16 protein-coding genes are annotated in these 21,056 nt (G+C 67.9%); 13 read left to right on the plus strand and 3 right to left on the minus strand.

Translation table 11 applies throughout. The features are described from left to right. Positions 1-49 precede the first annotated feature (49 nt). Positions 50-1,447 carry an aspartate aminotransferase family protein gene (locus tag ABY44_RS24835; protein ID WP_060170133.1) on the plus strand — a complete coding sequence of 466 codons (1,398 nt, stop codon included), beginning with the start codon at positions 50-52 and terminating at the stop codon, positions 1,445-1,447. A gap of 36 nt (positions 1,448-1,483) precedes the next feature. Beyond that, positions 1,484-2,923 carry an aldehyde dehydrogenase family protein gene (locus ABY44_RS24840; RefSeq protein WP_060170135.1) on the plus strand — a complete coding sequence of 480 codons (1,440 nt, stop codon included), beginning with the start codon at positions 1,484-1,486 and terminating at the stop codon, positions 2,921-2,923. 176 nt (positions 2,924-3,099) lie between these two features. Here ABY44_RS24840 and ABY44_RS24845 read toward each other — a convergent pair whose 3' ends face one another. Beyond that, positions 3,100-3,954 carry a FadR/GntR family transcriptional regulator gene (locus ABY44_RS24845; RefSeq protein WP_060170137.1) on the minus strand — a complete coding sequence of 285 codons (855 nt, stop codon included), beginning with the start codon at positions 3,952-3,954 and terminating at the stop codon, positions 3,100-3,102. A 228-nt stretch (positions 3,955-4,182) separates the two neighbouring features. Here ABY44_RS24845 and ABY44_RS24850 point away from each other — a divergent pair, with 228 nt between their 5' ends. The 10 genes from ABY44_RS24850 (at position 4,183) to ABY44_RS24895 (ending at position 19,031) form a co-directional block, all read left to right on the plus strand. Continuing rightward, positions 4,183-5,391 carry an ABC transporter substrate-binding protein gene (locus ABY44_RS24850; RefSeq protein WP_060170140.1) on the plus strand — a complete coding sequence of 403 codons (1,209 nt, stop codon included), beginning with the start codon at positions 4,183-4,185 and terminating at the stop codon, positions 5,389-5,391. A gap of 69 nt (positions 5,392-5,460) precedes the next feature. Then, the gene (locus ABY44_RS24855; protein WP_059693607.1) at positions 5,461-6,321 is read left to right on the plus strand and encodes a branched-chain amino acid ABC transporter permease; all 861 of its coding nucleotides are present in this window, start codon (positions 5,461-5,463) and stop codon (positions 6,319-6,321) included. Beyond that, a complete protein-coding gene (locus tag ABY44_RS24860) occupies positions 6,318-7,361 on the plus strand; it encodes a branched-chain amino acid ABC transporter permease (RefSeq protein ID WP_060170142.1) in 1,044 nt (347 codons plus the stop codon). The genes ABY44_RS24855 and ABY44_RS24860 overlap by 4 nt, the downstream gene beginning before the upstream one ends. Beyond that, positions 7,358-8,125: an ABC transporter ATP-binding protein gene (locus ABY44_RS24865; RefSeq protein ID WP_027792116.1), complete on the plus strand. Its 768-nt coding sequence runs from the start codon at positions 7,358-7,360 to the stop codon at positions 8,123-8,125. The genes ABY44_RS24860 and ABY44_RS24865 overlap by 4 nt, the downstream gene beginning before the upstream one ends. After that, positions 8,122-8,823 (plus strand): ABC transporter ATP-binding protein, encoded by a 702-nt coding sequence (locus tag ABY44_RS24870; RefSeq protein ID WP_060170144.1) that lies wholly within the window; start codon positions 8,122-8,124, stop codon positions 8,821-8,823. Before ABY44_RS24865 ends, ABY44_RS24870 begins: the two co-directional genes overlap by 4 nt. A gap of 34 nt (positions 8,824-8,857) precedes the next feature. Further along, positions 8,858-10,147, plus strand: a complete 1,290-nt coding sequence (locus ABY44_RS24875; RefSeq protein ID WP_060170146.1) for a Zn-dependent hydrolase — start codon at positions 8,858-8,860, stop codon at positions 10,145-10,147. Next, positions 10,144-11,646 carry a M81 family metallopeptidase gene (locus ABY44_RS24880; protein ID WP_060170148.1) on the plus strand — a complete coding sequence of 501 codons (1,503 nt, stop codon included), beginning with the start codon at positions 10,144-10,146 and terminating at the stop codon, positions 11,644-11,646. The genes ABY44_RS24875 and ABY44_RS24880 overlap by 4 nt, the downstream gene beginning before the upstream one ends. 126 nt (positions 11,647-11,772) lie before the next feature. Beyond that, a complete protein-coding gene (locus ABY44_RS24885) occupies positions 11,773-12,960 on the plus strand; it encodes a beta-propeller fold lactonase family protein (RefSeq protein WP_060170150.1) in 1,188 nt (395 codons plus the stop codon). Between the two features lie 430 nt (positions 12,961-13,390). Then, a complete protein-coding gene (locus ABY44_RS24890; RefSeq protein ID WP_060170153.1) occupies positions 13,391-16,075 on the plus strand; it encodes a GH92 family glycosyl hydrolase in 2,685 nt (894 codons plus the stop codon). A 76-nt stretch (positions 16,076-16,151) separates the two neighbouring features. Then, positions 16,152-19,031 carry a glycoside hydrolase family 2 protein gene (locus ABY44_RS24895; RefSeq protein WP_060170155.1) on the plus strand — a complete coding sequence of 960 codons (2,880 nt, stop codon included), beginning with the start codon at positions 16,152-16,154 and terminating at the stop codon, positions 19,029-19,031. 107 nt (positions 19,032-19,138) lie between these two features. Here the strand turns inward: ABY44_RS24895 and ABY44_RS24900 are convergent, their stop codons facing one another. Together ABY44_RS24900 and ABY44_RS24905 are read right to left on the minus strand one after the other, a co-directional pair. Beyond that, positions 19,139-19,915 carry a class I SAM-dependent methyltransferase gene (locus ABY44_RS24900; RefSeq protein ID WP_060170156.1) on the minus strand — a complete coding sequence of 259 codons (777 nt, stop codon included), beginning with the start codon at positions 19,913-19,915 and terminating at the stop codon, positions 19,139-19,141. A gap of 111 nt (positions 19,916-20,026) precedes the next feature. Continuing rightward, on the minus strand, positions 20,027-20,161 hold the full coding sequence (locus tag ABY44_RS24905; protein ID WP_006767081.1) for a hypothetical protein: 135 nt from the start codon (positions 20,159-20,161) through the stop codon (positions 20,027-20,029). A gap of 405 nt (positions 20,162-20,566) precedes the next feature. On the opposite strand from ABY44_RS24905, the gene ABY44_RS24910 reads away from it, so the two are divergent. Beyond that, positions 20,567-21,037 (plus strand): hypothetical protein, encoded by a 471-nt coding sequence (locus tag ABY44_RS24910; protein WP_059682918.1) that lies wholly within the window; start codon positions 20,567-20,569, stop codon positions 21,035-21,037. Positions 21,038-21,056: the final 19 nt, after the last annotated feature.

Here is a 21,056-nt window from a genome sequence, read left to right on the forward strand (position 1 = left end):
TGACCGGGCGCGCCGCGCCGGACCTGAAACCCTGAAGGAGGAGTGAACCATGAACGCTGTTGACGTCAATCTCGATGCGGACCTGCAGGCGCTCGGCAAGCGCCACCTGCTGATGCATTTCACGCACGCCGATGCGTATCGCGACCATGCGCTGACCGTGTTCGACCGCGGCGAAGGCTGCTGGCTCGTCGACCGCCACGGCAAGCGCTACTTCGATGCGCTGGCCGGGCTGTACTGCGTGCAGGTCGGCTACAGCCACGGCGCGGAAATCGGCGACGCGATCCGCGAGCAGATGGTGCGGCTGCCGTTCGCGACCAACTGGGGTGTCGGCCACGAGCCGGCGATCACGCTCGCGCACAAGCTCGCGACGCTCGCGCCGGACGGGCTGAACCGCGTGTTCTTCACGTCGAGCGGCTCGGAGTCGAACGAAGCGGCGATCAAGCTGGTGCGGCAGTATCACCAGTCGCGCGGCGAGCCGCAGCGGCGCAAGTTCATCGCGCGGCGCGTCGCGTATCACGGCACGTCGTTCGGCGCGCTCGCGCTGAACGGGATGACGAACTTCCGCAAGCATTTCGAGCCGCTGATGTCGGGCGTGCGCCATGTGGGCAACACGAAACGCTACGGCCGCCCGGCGGGCGAGACGGAAGCGCAGTTCACGCGCCATCTGCTCGACGAGATCGAGTCGCTGATCGTGCAGGAAGGCCCGGATACCGTCGCCGCGATCGTCGTCGAGCCGCTGCAGAACGCGGGCGGCAGCCTGACGCCGCCGGCCGGCTACACGGCCGGGCTGCGCGACATCTGCGACCGGCACGGCGTGCTGCTCGTCGCCGACGAAGTGATCTGCGGGTTCGGCCGGCTCGGCGAATATTTCGGCTCCGCGCGCTACGGGCTGAAGCCGGACATCATCACGTTCGCGAAAGGCATCGCGTCGGGCTACGTGCCGCTCGGCGGCGTGATCGCGAGCGACGCGGTCGTCGAAACGATCCTCGACGGCCCGCAGCAGATGTTCCTGCACGGCGCGACATACGGCGGCCATCCGGTTGCGTGCACGGCCGCGCTCGCGAACCTCGCGATCATGGAGCGCGAAGGCGTGCTCGAGAACGTCCGACGCAACGAAGCGGTGTTCCGCCGGACCCTCGACGGCCTGCTCGAACTGCCGTGCGTCGGCGACGTGCGCGGCGACGGCTACCACTACTCGCTCGAACTCGTGACCGACAAGGCCGCGCGCCGCTGGGCGGCCGGCATCAGCGCGCAGGCGTTCGTGTCGACGCTGCTCGCGCCCGCGATCTTCGACGCGGGGCTGCTGTGCCGCGCGGGCGTCGATCACGAAGGCACGCCGATCGTGCAGTTCTCGCCGCCGCTCGTGATGTCGCGCGACGAAATCGTGTGGTTCGTCGCGCAGATCCGCGACATTCTCGTCGACACCTTCGCGCGCGCGACGCGCTGAGCGCGGCACCGGCATCCGTCACAACAGGAGCATTCGATGCGAACGTCACAACAGTCCTATATCGACGGCCAGTGGCTCGACCCGGCCGATGCGAAGGCGATCGACGTGATCGACCCGAGCACGGCGCGGCCGTATGCGCAGCTCAGGATCGGCGGCGCGGCCGACGTCGACCGTGCGGTGGGCGCGGCCCGGCAGGCCTTCGACACGTATTCGCGCTGGCCGGTGAGCGAGCGCGTCGCGCTGCTGCGGCGCGTGCTCGAGATCTACCAGCGCCGCTACGAGGAGGTCGCGCGGACGATCAGCCAGGAGATGGGCGCACCGATCGCATTCGCGCGCGCGATGCAGGCGGCGGTCGGCACCGCGCACCTCGAGCAGACGATCCGCGCGCTGCAGTCGTTCCGCTTCAGCACGCAGACCGATTCGCTGCTGGTGTCGCACGAGCCGATCGGCGTGTGCGCGCTGATCACGCCATGGAACTGGCCGATCAACCAGATCGTGTGCAAGGTCGCGCCGGCGCTCGCGGCCGGCTGCACGATGGTGCTCAAGCCGAGCGAGATCGCGCCGTTCAGCGCGATCCTGTTCGCGGAGATCCTGCACGAAGCCGGCGTGCCGCCGGGCGTGTTCAACCTCGTGCACGGTTACGGGCACGAAGTGGGCGACGCGCTGTCGCGGCATCCGGACGTCGACATGGTGTCGTTCACCGGTTCGACGCGCGCGGGTATCGAGGTCGCGAAGGCGGCCGCCGATACCGTGAAGCGCGTGCACCAGGAACTCGGCAGCAAGAGCCCGAACCTGATCCTGCCCGATGCCGACATCGAGGATGCGGTCACGCGCGGTGCGCGCAGTTGCTTCAGCAACAGCGGGCAGTCGTGCAACGCGCCGACGCGGATGTTCGTGCATGTCGAGCACCTTGCCGCAGCCGAGGCCGCGGCGCGCAACGAGGCGGCGCGCACCGTCGTCGGCGATCCGCGTTCGACGGAAACGGGTATCGGGCCGGTCGTCAGCCGCACGCAGTTCGACCGCATCCAGCAGCTGATCCAGTGCGGGATCGACGAAGGCGCGACGCTCGTCGCTGGTGGCACCGGTCGGCCCGACGGGCTCGGAGAAGGTTTCTACGTGAAGCCGACGGTGTTTTCGAACGTCACGCCCGGCATGACGATCGCGCGCGAGGAAATCTTCGGGCCGGTGCTGTCGATCCTGACCTACCGCACCGAGGACGAGGCGATCGCGCTCGCGAACGATTCGGTCTACGGGCTTGCGGCGTACGTGCAGACGAAGGACCCGGCACGTGCGCGCCGGGTCGCGGCACGGCTGCGGGTCGGCAATGTCCACATCAACTACCCGCCATGGAATCCGGCTGCGCCGTTCGGCGGCTACAAGCGCTCGGGCAACGGCCGCGAGTATGCGGAATTCGGCCTCGTCGAATATCTGGAGACGAAGGGCACGACGGGGTACACGGAAGGCGGCGTGCGCTGACGATCCCGATCGCCCGGGTACACCACGAGACGAATACGTTCCGGCCGGTGCCGACGCCGCTCGCGGCGTTCGGCCGCAACGGTGCGCAACGGCGCGTCATCGGCATTCGCGGCGCGGTAGGGGTATTCAGGCCGCCGCGAAGCAGTCGGCCTTGAATCGACCGCGCCGGCCGACGCTCAGTCCTCTTCGGGATCCGTTGCGGCCGCATCGGGTCCCGCAATGTGAGCGGCGGCCCGCCTGCGGATTTCGGAGTCGAGGATCAGACGCCCGCGCAGCTTGCCTTTCATCCGCTTCACATGCTTGGGGGCCTCGGTCATGTGCTCGACCATCAGCGCCCGCACGCGCTCTGCGTCGCGCTCGCGTGCGGCCTGCAGGATCGCCTTGTGGATCGACACGTTTGCTTCGCCGAACCGCTTGTGCTCGACGAGCGGCGTGTCGTTCCGGAACTCGATCAACTGCCGGATCATCTCGTTGATCAGCTCGCAGCTGAAGCGCAGGAACGGGTTCGGGTTCGCGGCCGCGAGGATGTCGTGGAACGTCGTGTCCTCCTGCCGCTGGCGAAGCATGTGGCCGCGGTCGTGCATACCCGAGCCGCCATCACAACACGCGATGTTCGCCTCGAGCGCCGCGAAGTCGCGCTCGGTCAGGTGCGGCACGGCGCCCGCCGCCAGCTCGGGTTCGAGCAATTGGCGCACCGTATAGATGTCGTCGATCGTCACGTCCTTGAAGAACAGGTAGTTCTGCAGCAGCTGCAGCGTGCGGTCGAGCGGCACCTCGACGACCATCCCGCCGCCCGTCGGCCCCGTCGTGACCTTGATGAGCCCCTGCACCTCGAGCGACTTCAGCGCCTCGCGGATCGTGCTCTTGCTCACCGCATAGAGCTGCTGCAGCTCGGCTTCACGCGGGAGGCGGTCGCCCGGCTTCAGGTCCTTCTCGGTGATCAGCCGCTTGATCTCCTCGGCGACGAGGTCGGCCCGCTTCGGCTGCTTGATTTCGACTGCGAGGCCCGCCCTGGCTCGGTCCATGACCATCTTCACGACTCCTTTGTCTGACTGCGCGCCGCGTCATCGTCGACGATCCGTTCCGGCGCGAGTACGGAATTTTGCCTGATTGACACTAATTTTGATCAACTCTAGCATCAGGTTCATTCTATTTATCATGATAAATAGGATCAACCGGCGGCGCGCATCCTGCAGGGCGTGGGCACGGTTTGGCAGTCGGTCGCATCGCGTGTGTCCCCCTTTATCAGGAGCGTCAACTTGAATCGCCGAGAACTGTTGAAACTGGCCGCGCTGTCGGCCGTGCCGGGTGCGCTCGGCAGCATGTCGTCCCGTGCCGCGTTCGCGCAGGGTTCGCCCATCCAGCTGGCGTGCCCGGTGCCGATGTCTGGGCCGTTCGCCGCCAACGGCAAGTACGCCGATCTCGGCATGCAGCTCGTCGTCAAGCAGTACGGCAAGGTCCTCGGGATGCCGCTGGCCTATACGGCGCTCGACACCGAGGGCAAGCCCGCGACCGCTGTGCGGCGTGTGCAGGAGATCGCGCAGCAGAAGGGCGTGCGCTTCTTCGCGGGCGGCATCCTGTCGTCCGAATCGCTGGCGATGGGCAAGGAAGTCCAGAAGGCGGACGGCGTGTTCATCACGACGGCCGGCGCGGACGAAATCACCGGCAAGGATTGCAATGCCGCGACGTTCCGCTGGTCGGTGCCGACCTTCGGCGCGATCGAGCAGACGGTGCGCCCGTTGATCCAGATGCTGCCGAAGGCGAAGCGCTGGTACACGATCACGCCGCAATACGTGTTCGGCGACGGCCTGCTGTCGGCCGCGAAAGCGATCTTCAAGGAGAAGGGCATCGAGCATGTCGGCAACAGCTACCACTCGCTCGCCGAGAAGGAGTTCAGCGGCTACCTGACGAACGCGGTGGCCGCGCAGCCGGACGTGCTGCTGATCCTGAACTTCGGCTCGCAATCGTCGGATACGTTGCGCCAGGCCGTCAGCTTCGGGATGAAGCGCAACTGCACGATCCTGCTCGCGTGGGCGTCGGGCCTCGAACAGTTCGAGGCGCTCGGGCCCGACATCTGCGACGGCGTGTATTTCGGCGCGCAGTACTGGCACGGGATCGATTCGCCGCTGAACCGCGATCTGGTGAAGCGCACGAACGCCGCGTTCAAGGCGAACCCGAACTACAGCCTCGCGGGGTCGTACATCTGCTCGAAGATCTTGGTCGACGCGATGTTGAAGGCCGGCAGTGCCGATCCGAAGAAGGTCGTTGCGGCGATGGAGGGCATGAAGTACGACGGCCTCACCGGTCCGGAAGAAATCCGCAAGGGTGACCACCAGGTGATGAAGAACTATTACCTGCTGAAGGGCAAGCCGAAGAGCCGGATGAAGAATGCCGACGATTACGCCGACATCGTCAGCTCGGGCCAGTCGTTCCTGCCGGTCGACAAGACCGGCTGCAAGCTGGCTTGACACCCTGCGCGCGTCCGCGTGCGCCGTGCGCCGCGGACGTCCATTTCCTTCCTTTCTGACACGGAAGCCATGAACGTCTATCTGCTGCAGATCGTCAACGGCATCGGCGTGGGCATGCTGTATTTCCTGCTTGCCGTCGGCCTATCGATCGTGTTCGGCCTGCTGCGCTTCGTGAATTTCGCTCACGGCGCGTTCTACCTGCTCGGCGCATATCTCTGCTACCAGGCGCTGCAATGGTCGGCGAATTTCTGGGTCGCGCTCGCGGTCGTGCCGCTCGTCGTCGGCGCGTTCGCGTGGATCGTCGAGAAGCTCGTGCTGCGTCACGTGTATGCGCAACAGCACGAATTCCACATCCTCGCGACCGTCGGGCTCGCGCTCGTGCTGCAGGAGTGCGCGATCCTCGCATGGGGCCCGCTCGGCGACAACGTGCCGCCGCCCGACGTGCTGAACGGCGTCGTGATCTGGGGCGGCTTCGTCTACCCGAAATACCGGCTGTTCGTGATCGGCTTCACGGCCGTGCTCGCCGCGTTGCTGTGGTGGGTGCTCGAAGGCACGCGGCTCGGCAGTACGGTGCGCGCGGGCAGCGAATCGACGGAGATGGTATCGCTGCTCGGCATCAACGTGACGCGCGTGTTCAGTCTCGTGTTCGCGCTCGGCGCGGCGACGGCGGCACTCGCGGGCGTGCTCGCCGCACCGATCCGCGGCGTCGATCCGTTCATGGGCATCGAGGCGCTCGGCGTCGCGTTCGTCGTGGTCGTGGTCGGCGGGATGGGGAATTTTCTCGGAGCGCTCGTGGGCGGGTTGCTGGTCGGTATCGTGCAGAGCCTGATGAGCACGCTGTGGCCGGAAGGCGCACGGCTGATGATCTATGTCGCGATGGCGGCCGTGCTGCTGTTGCGTCCGAACGGGTTGCTGGGGAGGGCCGCATGATCGAATCGTCGAAACCGCTGCCGTCGGGAGCGGCAGTCTCGCAGCGCGTGCCTGCATGGCGCTCTGCGTTGCAACGCCCGGAGGGCTGGCTCGCGGTGGCCGTCGTGTGCGTGCTGCCGGTCGCGCTGAGCTCGGGCTCGCTCGCGACCGAAGTGCTGGTGTTCGCGCTCGCCGCGCTCGGCTGCAACCTGCTGCTGGGCTATACGGGGCTGTTGTCATTCGGGCAGGGCATCTTCTTCGGGCTCGGCAGCTACGCGGCGGGGCTGGTGCTGACGCACGGCGTCGCATCGGTGACCGCTGCGCTCGCTGCAGCCACCGTGCTCGGAGCCGTCGCGGCGGCGCTCGTCGGCTGGTTCTCGATCCGGCAGCGTGGCACCTACTTCGTGATGCTGACGCTCGCGTTCGGGCAGCTGTTCTACTTTCTCGCCTACACGACGCCGGACGTCACGGGCGGCGACAACGGGCTGCTCGACATCCCGCGTCCCGCGCTCGCCGCGTTCGGGCATCCGCTCGTTTCACTCGATTCGCCGTGGCGCTACTACGGCTTCGTCGCGGTGCTGTTTGTCGCGGTGTTCTGGCTGCTGTTGCGCGTGTCGCGCTCCGTGTTCGGCCGCACGCTGCTCGCGATCCGCGACAACGAGGCGCGCGCGGCGGCGGCCGGCTACGACGTGAAGCGCTTCAAGCTTGCGGCGTTCGTGCTTTCGGGGGCGGTCACGGGTTTCGCGGGTGCGCTGCACGCGTTGATGACGGGCATCGCGCCGCTGTCGAACATCGACTATCACACGAGCGAGATGATCCTCGTGATGACGGTGATCGGCGGCACGGGAAACCTGTTCGCGTCGGTGCTCGGCGCGGCATTCTACGTGCTGTTCGCGGACTGGCTGTCGACGCTGTGGCCGCGCTGGCTGCTGCTGCTCGGCCTCGTGCTGATCGCGGTCAGCCTGTTCATGCAGCGCGGGTTGTGGGGATTGGGTGAACGCGTCGTGGCGTCGCTGCGGCGCGGCGGACGCACGGCGGCGACGACCGAGGAGCGGCAATGAGCGAAGCGATTCTCGAAGCGCGCGGCATCGTCAAGCGCTACGGCAAGTTCACGGCGCTGGGCGGCGTCGATCTGCGGATCATGCCGCGCACCGTGCATTCGGTGATCGGGCCGAACGGCGCCGGCAAGACGACACTGTTCCATACGTTGACGGGCACGCTGCCGATCACGTCGGGCTCGATCCTGTTCGACGGTCACGACGTGTCGCGCGAACCCGATCACAAGCGCGTGCGGCGCGGCATCGCGCGCTCGTTCCAGGTGACGAGCCTGTTTCCGAACCTGAGCGTGCGCGAGAACCTGCGCGTTGCCGCGCAGGGCGTCGAATCGCGGCGCGCGCTGAATCCGTGGACGCCGCCGCGCGGTGCGCTTGCGCACGACGGCATCGTCGACGACGTGCTCGAGCGGCTCGGCCTGCAGCGCTTCGCCGATACGGCGGCCGGCGTGCTGTCGCACGGCCAGCAGCGCCGGCTCGAGGTCGGGATGGCGCTGGCGGCGCGACCGCGCGCGATCTTTCTCGACGAGCCGACGTCGGGCATGGGGATCGACGATCTCGACGACATGAAGGCACTGATCCGCGGCCTGCGCGACGACTACACGGTTGTGCTGATCGAACACAACATGGGCATCGTGATGGACATCTCGGACACGATCACGGTGATGCAGCAGGGCCGCGTGCTGGTCGAAGGCAAGCCGGATGCGATTCGCGGCGACGAGCGCGTGCGCAGCGCGTATCTCGGCAACATGATCACGGGAGGCCGCGCATGATGCTCGACGTGAAGGAGGTTCATGCGTACTACGGCAAGAGTCACGTGCTGCAGGGCATTTCGCTGAACGTGAACGAAGGCGAGACGGTGACGCTGCTGGGGCGCAACGGTGCGGGCAAGTCGACGACGCTCAAGACCATCGCCGGTGTCGTGGCACCAACCGGTGGCACGGTGACGTTCGCGGGCCGCTCGCTGTCCGGGCAGCCCGCGCACCGGATCGCCACGCGCGGGCTGTGCTTCGTGCCCGAGCATCGCGGGATTTTCCGGCTGCTGTCGGTCGAGGAAAACCTGCTGCTCGGCGCGCGCCGGGATTCGCCGTGGCAGCTCGACGACATCTACCGGATCTTTCCGCGCCTGAAGGAACGCCGCCGCAACGGCGGCGCGCAGCTGTCGGGCGGCGAACAGCAGATGCTCGCGATCGGACGCGCGCTGATGAACCACCCGCGGCTGCTGATGCTCGACGAGCCGGTCGAGGGGCTCGCGCCGGTGATCGTCGAGGAGATCGTCGCGCAGTTGAAGCAGATCAAGGCGGCCGGCGTCGCGATCCTGCTCGTCGAACAGAACCTCGAAGTGTGCACGCAGCTCGCGGACCGCCACTTCGTGATCGAACAGGGCGTGATCGTCTATGAAGGCAGCAACGCGGCGTTCGCGGCCGATCACGAGGTAAAGGACCGTTACCTGGGCGTCGGCGTCGCGTAAGCGCCATGCCCTTTCATTGCGAGGAATTTCATCGATGCAAGATCAGGATTCGACATCGGGCGTCGCGGCGTCCGGCTTGCGCGTTGACGGCGCGAGGCTGTGGGACAGCCTGATGCGTCTCGCGCGAATCGGCGCGACCGACAAGGGCGGCGTATGCCGCCTCGCGCTCACCGAACTCGATCGCGAGGCGCGCGACCTGTTTGTCGCGTGGGCGAAGGAAGCCGGCTGTACGGTGCGTGTCGATGCGATCGGCAACATCTTCGCGCGGCGTGCGGGCGAACGCGACGACCTGCCGCCCGTGGCGACGGGCAGCCATATCGACACGCAGCCGACCGGCGGCAAGTTCGACGGCAACTACGGCGTGCTCGCGGGCCTCGAAGTGCTGCGCACACTCGACGACGCGGGCGTGCGCACGCGTGCGCCGCTCGAGGTCGCCGTCTGGACCAACGAGGAAGGCTCGCGCTTCGTGCCCGTGATGATGGGCTCCGGCGTGTTCGCGGGCGCGTTCACGCTCGACCATGCGCTCGCGCAATGCGACCGCGACGGCGTGTCGGTACGCGACGCGCTGGTTGCGATCGGCTATGCGGGCGATGCGGGCGGCGGGCACGGCGCGCATCCGGTCGGCGCGTATTTCGAAGCGCATATCGAGCAGGGGCCGGTGCTGGAGGCGCACGACACGACGATCGGCGTGGTCGAGGGCGCACTCGGGCAGCGCTGGTATGACGTGACCGTGCACGGGATGGAGGCGCACGCCGGCCCGACGCCGATGGAATTGCGGCGCGACGCGTTGCTGGTCGCGGCCGATCTCGTGCGTGCGGTGAACGCAATCGCGCGCGCGCATCCGCCGCACGGGCGCGGCACGGTCGGCTGGGTCGACGTGCACCCGAATTCGCGCAACGTGATTCCCGGCCGCGTGACGCTGACCGTTGACCTGCGTGCAGCCGACGACGCGACGCTGGCGGCGATGGATGCGGAGCTGCATGCAACATGCACCGACCTGGGCGCGGCGGCAGGGATGCGGATCGATATCGAACCGGTCGTGTACTTTCCGCCGCAGCCGTTCGATCCAGCGCTGGTCGAGCAGGTTCGCGCCGGCGCGAACGCGCTCGGGCTGTCGTCGATGAACGTGATCAGCGGTGCGGGCCACGACGCTGTGTATCTCGCGCGCGTTGCACCGACCGCGATGATCTTCGTGCCGTGCAAGGACGGGATCAGCCACAACGAGATCGAGGATGCCGATCCGGCGCATCTGGAAGCCGGCTGCAACGTGCTGCTGCACGCGATGCTGGGCGCTGCCGGGATCGCGGAGGGCTCTGCGCGATGAGGATCCTGATCGCCCGGATGAACCACGAGACCAACACGTTCTCGCCGGTGCCGACACCGCTTGCCGCGTTCGGCCGCAACGGCCCCGACTGGGGCGACGATGCGTATCGCGCGAATCGCGGGATGCGCACCGCGATGGCCGCGTTCCTCGACGCGGCCGAGCGTGAAGGCGCCGGGATCGTCACGCCCGTATCGGCGGCCGCGAACCCGAGCGGGCCGGTCGCGGCCGACGCGTATGCGGCGATCTGCGATGCGATCGTCGCGGCCGCGCCGGGTTGCGATGCCGTGATGCTCGACCTGCACGGCGCGATGGTGGCCGAGCAGAGCGCGGACGGCGAGGGCGACCTGCTCGAACGCGTGCGCGCGGCGCTGCCCGATGCGCCGATCGCGGTCGCGCTCGACCTGCATGCGAACGTCACGCAGAAGATGGTCGACCACGCGGACGTGATCGTCAGTTTCAAGACTTATCCGCACGTCGACATGTACGAGACGGGCGAGCATGCGGCGCGCGTGCTGCTCGATCGTCTCCACGGTCGCGCGCGGCCCGTGCTCGCATGGCGGCAGCCGCCGTTGATGACGTCGACGCTGCGCAGCGCGAGCGCCGAAGGCGCGATGCGGCGTGCGGTGGAGGCCGCGCGCGCGGCCGAGGCCGACGGGATGCTCGCGGTATCGGTGCTGCCCGGCTTCTCGCTCGCGGACATTCCCGCGCCGTGCATCAGCGTCGTCGTCGTGGCCGATGGCGACCGCGCCGCGGCCGACGCGGCGGCCGAGCGCATCGCGCGGCAGATCTGGGACGAGCGCGACGCGTTCGTTTATCGCAGCGCGCCGCTTACCGAATCGGTCGCGCAGGCCGCGGCGCTCGCGCGCGACGCGGATCGCCCCGTGCTGATGCTCGATCACGGCGACAACTGCATGTCGGGCGGCCCGTGCGACACGATGGACCTGCTCGAGGCCGCGCTCGGGCACGGGCTCGACGGCATCGTCAGCGGGCCGCTGTGCGACCCGCAGGCCGTCGCCGCGCTGATCGACGCGGGAGTCGGCGCGACCGTGACGGTGCCGGTCGGCAACCGCCTGCCGTCGCACGGCGGCGTGCGGCGCGAGCCGTTTCGCGCGACCGGCATCGTGCGTGCGCTCACCGACGGCGAATACGTGATCACGGGGCCGACATACACGGGCCAGCGCGCGTACATGGGCCGCACGGCCGTGCTCGATATCGGCGCGGCCACGCTCGTCATCACCGAGCGTACGCAGGAGCCGTGGGACCTCGGCGTGTTCGAGAGCGTCGGCGTCGATCCGCGCCGCGCACGCTTCCTGCTGCTGAAATCGCGGATGTATTGCCGGCCGGTGTTCGTGCCGATCGCGGCCGCGCTGGTCGAGTGCGACAGCCGCGGCGTGACGGGCTCGGACTACGGGCTGTTTCACTACGAGCGGCTGGCGCGGCCGGTGTATCCACTCGATGATGTCGGCGAGTGGCCGTCCGGCGCGCGACGGACGGGTTGACCGAAACGAACCGGGTGCGGGACGCCGGATTCGGCGGCTTTCGGGCATCATGCGGTGGTTTGACCCGTCGAGCAGCAGGGTCGAGCCAACCATTGCATCCGCAACCGATCCGGAGAACCGACCGCCATGCATTCGAATCCTTTCCGCCCGCGCAGCGCGCGCCTGCTCGCCGCGCTGACCCTCGCCACGACGGCCGTTGCCGTGCACGCCGCCGACTGGATCGTGTCCGGCAACGACGGCAAGTACCAGCGCGTCGAGGGCCGCGACACCTATCTCGCTTCGCCGCCCGCCGACACGCTGACGCTGCTCGACGCCAGCACGTTCCCGCCGAAGGTCGCGCGGCAGGTCGACGTCGAGAACGGCATCCAGGGGCCGCCGCAGGCCGTCGCGATCACGCCCGACGCGAAGCTCGCGCTTGTCGGCGCGCCGACGCGCTACGACACGGCCGCGAAGCAGCTCGTGTTCGACACGTTCCTGCAGGTCGTGAATCTCGACGCCGCGCCGCCGTCGGTCACGCGCGTCGAGCTCGGCACGCATCCGCAAGGGATCGCGATCGACCGCTCGGGCAAGCTCGCGCTCGTCGCGAACGTCGACGGCAGCGTGTCGATCCTTCGCATCGACGGCACGCAGGTGATGCTCGACGGCAGCCTGAAGATCGGCAAGAAGCGGCTGGCCGGGATCAGCTTCACGCACGACGGCAAGCATGCGCTCGTGTCGCTGCGCGACGAGCAGGGCATCGCGGTGCTGAACGTCGACGACGGCAAGGTGACCGACAGCGGGTCGCGCCTGAGCACGGGTGTCGCGCCTTACACGATCGACGTGTCGAGCGACAACCGCTGGGCTGTCGTCAGCAACGTGGGGCTGGCCGGGCTGCCGGGTTATACGGGCACGCTCGCGGGCGATGCCGATTCGGTCGCACTGATCGACGTGTCGCGCGTGCCGTTCCGCACGGTCCAGTACCTGACGGTGCCGTCGCTGCCGGAAGGCGTCGCGATTTCGCCGGACGGGAAGTGGATCGCCGTGCAGGCGATGGACGGCTCGAACCTGACGGCCGACAATCCGGGTCGACACAAGATCGGCAAGGTGCTGCTGTTCGAAATCCGCAACGGGCAGGCCGTGAAGGTGAGCGAGGTGCCCGGCGGCGAAGCCGCGCAAGGCATCGTGTTCACCGCGGACAGCCGGCACGTGATCGTGCAGTTCAACGTCGAGCGGCAACTGGCGTTCTATGCGGTGGAAGGCGGCAAGCTGCGCGATACGGGCAAGCGGATCGCGCTGACGGGCGGACCGTCGTCGCTGCGGACGTTGCCGCGCTGACGCGCACGGCATCCGTTCGTCCCGTTCTTCACGTTCATGCGGCGCCCGGGTTCGCCGGGCGCCCGTCAATGCACCTCCCGGTGCGCCGCCGTTGCAACGCAACAAATGGCGGGAATGCATACCCGAAGCTGATTAACTTCCGATTGTTTAGTTAAACAAACTGAAAATTCGGGAAACTTCTCGTGGTGAATAAACAGTCGTTACGGCACTGTAAGCCCCTGGGAAGGATGTGACGTTCCCGGAGACAGGGCGGTGAGGCGACGGTTGCGGCAGCAACGATCGTCGCGGGGTATTCGCATGTAACGAGTCAGCATGACGTCGCCTGGAGGGCCAGTCGACGCCACGCCGCGCGGCATCAATGTGCCGCACGGCGTGCCGGATGATCGCGGCGCCAGAACAATCGTTTTGATTAACGGTACTAAACGAAAAAATGAGACATCCACGACTCTTGCTCGTCGCCGCGCTGACCTGCGCGGCGCTTGCCGCGTGCGGCGGCGACGACGTGAACGGTGTTAAGACGGCCAGCAACGGCGCGGGAGACACGCCGTCGACCGTGCCGCCGACTTCGGACCCCTCCCGGCCGCCGCAGCCCGATCAGCCGGCGCCGCCCAGGCGCACCGACATGCAACTGACCCGGTTCGTCAATCCGCTCATCGGCACGCAGGTCAACTCGGACTCGGGCTACGCGGGCAACGTGAGCCCGGGCGCGATGGTGCCGTTCGGGATGGTGAATTTCGGGCCCAACACGCCGCGCTACAACTTCAACGGCTCGGGCGGCTACCTGTCGACGGGCGGGGCGGGCGGCACGATCGACTTCTTCAGCGTGACGCACCTGAGCGGTGTCGGGTGCCCGGGGCAGGGCACGGTCGCGATGCTGCCGGCCGATGCGGCGAAGGCGATCGCGTCGGGTGGCCGGCCGACCGGAATCGGGTACAGCTATGCGGATGAAACGGCCGAACCCGGGTACTACAAGGTCCGCCTCGCGAACGGCATCGTCACGGAGCTGAGCGCGACGGCGCGCTCCGGCATCGCGCGCTTCACGTACACGGACAAGGACAAGGGCTTCTTCTCGATCGACGCGAAGCTGAACGGCAACAGCGATTCGGGCAGCACGAAGGTCACCGCCAGCAACGTCGCGCTGGCGCTCGCGAGCGACGGCAGGTCGATGAGCGGGCAGGCCGTCGCGCCGGCGTTCTGCACGCCGTACGGCACGGTGTGGAACGCGCCCGTGTATTTCTACGCGATCTTCGACAAGCCGCTGCGCAAGCAGGCGGGCACGTCGGCGGTGAATACCGTCAGCAACGGCGCGGCGACGCTGCAGTTCGACCTGACCGACACCGACCGCACCGTCACCGTGAAGGTCGGGGTCTCGTCCGTCAGTATCCAGAATGCGCAGGCCAACCTGAAAGCCGAAGGCGAAAAGCTCGCGTTCGACGACGCGCGCAACAACGCGTCCGGCTTGTGGAACGACCGGCTCAACACGATCCAGATCGACCAGGCCGCCGCGCCCGCATCGCTGAACGCGACGCAGAAGGCGAACCTGACGAAGTTCTACACCGCGCTCTATCGCGTGTTCGGCACGCCGACGCTCTACAGCGACACGAACGGCGAATTCCGCAGCATGCGCCAGCCGAAGAACGCGAGCGGCGGCTATCCGGCGTCGGTCGACCAGACCGGCACCGTGCCGCAGCGCGCGACGGCAAAGGTCGGCGACTACGCATTCCGGCGCACCGACGGCTCGCAGGGCGGCGCGGGCAACCACTACACGGGCTTCTCGCTGTGGGATACGTACCGGTCGCAAACGCAGTTGCTGGCGCTGCTCGCGCCAAAGGAAACGAGCGACATGATGCAGTCGCTCGTGGTCGACGGGCTTCAGTGCGGCGCGTTCCCGCACTGGGTCGACGGCAGCGACGATTCGACGCCGATGGCCGGCGACAACGCGCTGAACGTGATCGCCGGCGCGTACAAGTTCGGCGCGACCGATTTCGATCTGGTGTCGGCTGCGCGGCTGACGAAGCAGTCGGTGTTCGATCCGTCGAGCGCATGCAACGACCGCACGAGCGCAGCGGGCCTCGCCAACTTCCTGACGGCCCACTACCTGTCGCAGGGCGACGACGGTCACTCGTCTTCGGCCACCATCGAGCGCGTGCTGAGCGACCGTTCCGCGGCCGCGTTCCTGCAGGCATTGCCCGCCAGCGTGCTGAACGCGCCGTCGGTCGGCGTGACGCCCGACAACATCGGCACGCTGTACACGCGGGCCGGGTGGTGGCGCAACATCTTCGACTACACGAACAAGGTGATCGCCGCGCGCAATGCGCCGCCGGCCGGCTCGGCGCCGGGCACGCTGGGGACGCTCGTGCAGGGTTCGTTCCATGAATCGACCGAGCCGAACTACTTCTGGACCTTCGCACAGGACTGGAGCGCGCTGATCGACGCGATCGGCGGCAAGCAGGCGGCCGTCGCGCGGCTGAACACGCTGTTTGCGATCACGACGCCGTTCTCGACCGTGCCGGCCTCCGGCGACCTGAACGGCGGCGAATCGTCCACCGGCCTGTACATCGGCAACGAACCGTCGTTCCAGTCGCCGTGGGGCTACAACTGGGCCGGGCAGCCGAGCGGTGCGCAGTACATCCTGCCGATCATCATGTCGAAGGCGTTCACGACCGCGCGCGACGGGCTGCCGGGCAACGACGACATGGGGGCGACGTCGAGCTGGTACGTGTGGGCGGCACTCGGCATGTTCCCGGTGATTCCGTCGGAAGCGGGGCTCGCGCTGTCCACGCCGCAGTTCAGCGGGATCACCGTCTGGTTCGGCAACGGCAAGACGCTGCGGCTCGAAAGCGACAAGCAGGTGGCGATGGACGGTGCGGGGCACCCGTCGTTTGCGTATATCCAGTCGCTGAAGGTGAACGGCGCGGACTACGCGGGCTCATGGTTGCCGCTGGGCAAGATCGCCAATGGCGGCACGATGAGCTACACGCTGTCGGCTGCGCCGACGCAATGGGCGGCCGCCGACAACCTGACGCCGCCGTCCGGGCCGAACGCGGACTATACGCAGATGACGGCCGGCAGTCCGTCGACGGTGATGCGCATGCGCCGGGCCGGCGCGCAGTGAACGTGACCGGCGCGCGCGCGGCTTCGCGCCGCGCGCGCGCCCGCGACGATGTCGGCATCATCAGGGAGACAACCACATGACGTCGAAAGAACGCCGGAAATTCCTGTCGTATGGCGCCGCACTGGTCGGCACGAACTGGCTCGCCGGCTGCGGTGGCGACATGGATGCGCCCGCCGGCGCGTCCGGCACGCCCGGCGCCGACGGCCCCGCGACGGTCACGCCCGTCGTGCCGGGCGACCCCGAACGCAGTCTGCTGGCCGCGCAGGATCTCACGACGAACTGGACGTTCGCCCCGGCGAGCAGCCTGCCGGGCGCCGGCGGCGCGCAACTGTCGGGCGCGGGCGGCGTGACGGGCATGGCGCCGGCGACGGTGCCCGGTACCGTGCTGAACAGCATGATCGTCAACGGCAAGTATCCCGACCCGTTCTACGGCCGCATCGTCACGGACACCATTCCCGACACGCTGAAGGACACCGACTACTGGTATCGGACGACCTTCACGGCGCCCGCACGGCAACCGGGGCAGCGGCTGTGGCTGCGCTTCGGCGGCGTCAACTACTGCGCCGAGGTCTGGCTGAACGGCGCGCCCGTCGGCCGGCTCGAAGGCGCGTTCAAGCAGGGGGCGTTCGACATCTCGAGGCTGGTGCCGCAAGCGGGCGGCACGGCCGGTCTCGCGGTGCGCGTCGTCAAGCCGGATTTCTCGGAAGGGCCGCTGCTGCCGAGCTACGCGAGCGGCGTCACGCGCGGCGGACGCAACGGCGGCCCGACCGGCGTCACGCTGAAGAACGGGCCGACCTTCTTCTGCTCGGCGGGCTGGGACTGGCTGCCGACGATCCCCGATCGCGAACTCGGCATCTGGCAGCCAGTGGCATGGTTCACGACCGGCGCGGTGCGGATCGCGGCGATCAACGTCGCGCACACGCTGTCCACCGACCTGTCGCGCGCCGAGTTGCGGCTCGATCTCGAACTGGACAACGGCTCCGGCGCGGATCTCGTCGCGACCGTCGTCGGCACCGTCGGCAACGGCGCGCCGTTTCGCCACGACATCGCGATTCCCGCATCGAGCACGACGACGAAGGTGTCGCTCACGTCGTCGGATATCGCGGCGCTGTCGATCAGGCAGCCGAGCCTGTGGTGGCCGAACGGGTATGGCGAACCGAACCTCTACGCGGTGACGGTCGGCATCGAGGTGGCGCGCAGGCGCTCGGACGAGCGCACGCTGAAGGTCGGCCTGCGCCGCATCGAATACGTGCGCGACATCGGCATGGGGCCGCAGTTGAGCATCACGGTCAACGGCCTGCCGATCCTCGTGATGGGCGGCAACTGGGGGCTCGACGAAGCGCTGAAGCGCATTCCGCGCGAACGGCTGTTCAACCAGGTGCGGCTCCATCGCGACGCGAACCTCAACCTGATCCGCAACTGGAACGGGCAGAGCACGAGCGACGATTTCTTCGATGCATGCGACCGCTACGGGATCCTCGTCTGGCAGGACTTCTTCTTCTCGACCGAAGGCGACGGGTCGGGGCCGGCCAACGTGCCGCGCGATCTCGACAACATCCGCGACGTGATCGCGCGCAACCGCCATCGTCCGTCGATCCTGCTCTGGTGCGGCGGCAACGAAGGTGCGCCGCCGCCGGCACTCGTCAAGGGGCTCGACGCGCTCGTCGCCGAACTCGACCCGCAACGCCTGTGCCTCACGAGTTCGGCCGGCGATACGGGCGCCGGCGCGGTGAACGGCTATTCGTCGGGCGGCCCGTACAACTGGGCGTCGCCGCAGGCGGCATTCAGCCGCGGCTACGGCACGACGTCGATTGCGTTTCACAACGAGGTCGGCTCGCATTCGATCCCGACGCTCGAATGCGTCGAATCGATGCTGCCGCCCGGCTCGTACGAATGCCCGGACGACTTCTGGGCCGACCGCGACATGAACGGCAACGGCGCGTACTACCCGTCGGTCGGCAAGCAGGGCGGCGCCGGCTACATCGCGATGACGGCGCAGCGCTACGGCGCGATCCGCAATCTCGCGGACTTCGTGCGCAAGGCGCAGATGATGAACTACGAATGCATCCGCTCGATCTACGAGGCGAACGCGGCCGTGATGATCGGCCCGGTGGCCGGGAAGATCACGTCGCCGGCCACCGGCGTGATCATGTGGATGACGAACCCCGCGCAACCGAGCTTCGTGTGGCAGATATACAGCCACGACCTCGACGCGCACGCGTCGTTCTTCGCAGTGCGGCACGGGTGCCGTCGCGTCAATGCGATCCTCGATGCGAATACCGCCGACGTGACGATCGCGAATCACACGGCGGCGGCCGTCACCGGCCGCGTCGAGATGCGCGTGTACAACCTCGACGGCACGTCGAGCAGCCAGACCGTCGCGGACGTCGGCGGCGTCGCGAAGGCATCCTATCGCGTGGTGGCGAACCTGAAGGCGGCGATGGCCGCGGCGAAGTCGGACGTGTGCATCGTGTCGCTCGTGCTGACCGATGCGGGCGGCAATACGCTTGCGGAGAACGTGTACTGGCGACAGCGCGACGGAGGCGATACCGCGTACACGTCGCTCGATACGATGCCGGGCGCGGCGGTTGCCATCGGCGCGGCATCGGCCGAGACCAACGACACGACGACGCGCATCACGGTCGACGTCGCGAACATCGGCACGACGTTCGCGTTGATGACGCACTTGCAGGTATTCGATCCGTCGACCGGCGCGCGCGTGCTGCCCGCGTTCTACAGCGACAACTACCTGAACCTGATGCCGGGCGCGAAGCGGCAGATCACGATCGATTTGCCGCATGCGAGCGGTGCGCCGGTATCGCGCGCCGCGCTGCGCGTCGACGGGTGGCGGCTCGACCGCCCGAACTGCAGGCTCGGGCTCGGCGGCGTGCCGGTCGTGTTCAACGAGCGCGCGCTGGCGGTCGATCCGGCGGTGCCGACGTTCGGGGCATGCTGACGGGGCGGCGTGGGCGTGGGCACGATGCCGTGCAAGCGGCAGCGAGCCGTTCGAGCGCCGCGTGAAGGCACGCGGCGCTCGTTGCATGCCCGATCGCCGGCGAGCCGTTACGGCTTGAGAAACCTGTCGAGCCAGCGCGGTGTCGCCGCGCGATCGAAGACGACGTGCAGCTCGGGACTGAACGCGCCGTATTCGAGCCCGTGGCGTTGGGCAAGCAGCGTCAGGGACTGCGGCGTGTGAAACGAGATGTGCCCGTTGCGCGGCACGCAGTACCACCACTGCTCGATGCCGCGCTCGATGATCTCCCGGCTGATCAGCGACGTCTGGAACAGCAGCGCGCCGTCGCGTTTCCGGTAACGCATGATCTGGTCGAAGAGGTCGAACGGCGCCGGATGATGCTCGAACACCTCGAACGACAGGATCGTGTCGAACGTGCCTTCGGGCGGAACCGGGTGCGAGAACGGATCGTACGACGTCACGTCCGTGAAGCCGCGCGACGCCAGTTTCCGTTCCAGCAAGCCCAGCCCCGAGCCGAAATCGAGAATCCGGCCTTCCCGCATTTCCGCGAAACTGGTGCAGATCAGGTCGGCATGCTGCTGCGGACGGATCTCGAGATACTCGGGATCGTGGCGCGCATAGTCGGCGTTATAGACATGCTGCGCGAAATCGTCGTGGGTCCAGCTGTCGAACATGGGCGCCCACGTGAAGCCGCATTGCTCGCAAGCATGGTAGTAGACCGGCACGCCCGCAAACGGGTCGACTTTCTTCCCGGCAATGAAGTCGGCGCCGCAGCGCGAGAAATCGACCAGCCCGCAGATGGGGGCGCGGGCCGAACACACCTTGCAGGCGAGGGCGGCCGGGTGGCGGTTCGAACCATGATTCAAATTCCGTTCTCCTGGTTGCCGGCGAGGCGTGCGCGTGACAGACGGTGCGGGAGAGGCTATCACAGTCGCGCCGGCCGTCGCGATCGGGCGCGGCCGCGTGGCCCTGCGCGCTTACGGACGCAGCAGGTCGAATCCGCCGAACACGACGACACCGCTCAACACGATCATCGCGACGGAATGCTGGCCGAAGTAGAGAATCGCGGCGGCAAGCCACGTCGTGATGCAGAAGGCGCCGATGCGGGCCATCGTGTGTTCCTCGAATGCGTGATGAAGTGAGCGCGCGCCGGACGGCGTTCGCCGCTTGAAGCGGCGAGCGGGGCACGCAGGCGAACGGAAAAGGCGACCCGCGCGGCCGCGACCGCGGCGTCGGCACGTGTCGCGTGCCGCGCCCGGAAGGGCGGGAGTCGATACCGGCGGCGTTGCGCGCTCGCGCCCCGGGGGCAGCGGGCGCGCGACTTCCGCCGGCGAAGCCGCGATTTTATCAGCGCTGCGGCGCCGCGAATCTGGCCCTTTCGCGACTAAAACCGGCGATCTTCAGCCAAATCTGTCGGGCCCCGATACTCAAGTTTCGTGTGACGAATGCCGTAAACGAATTGGAAGGCAATTTTGCCCCCCAGCCACGATTCGTTTACCGACACAGGGACCGACACGATGCAGATCGATTTCTCCACGACCACGCGCACCTCGCTGGCGGACGCGAGCCCGGGCGCGAACGCTTCGTCGGCCGCGCCCGCCGCGACGTCATCCACCGATGGCGCGACGAATGCCGCGGGCGCGACGGGTACGACGAGTACGGCAGGCACGTCCGGTGCGCAGGGTTCGACCGGTGCCACCGGCGAAACGCTCGGCGCATCGGGCGCGTCGTCCGACGATCCGGCGGTCGCGCAGCTGAAAGCGTTGATCGACCGGTTGCAGAAGCAGCTGGCCACGATCGAGCGCCAGATGGCGAGCGCGGCGCAGCGCGCGAAGGACGACCCGGCCGCGGCGGTCGAACAGCAGTCGCTGAGCGCGGAAGCCGGCGCGATCGCGGGGGCGCTGGCGACCGCGATCGCGCAACTCGCGGCGGCCGTCGAGAAGACGGGCGGCTCGTCGGCAGGCGGGCTGGTGTCGACGCAGGCCTGAGCGGATGCGGCCGCGGCGG

The sequence above is a fragment of the Burkholderia sp. ZZQ-2 genome (assembly GCF_050768715.1).
In the GTDB taxonomy this organism is placed as follows: domain Bacteria; phylum Pseudomonadota; class Gammaproteobacteria; order Burkholderiales; family Burkholderiaceae; genus Burkholderia; species Burkholderia cepacia.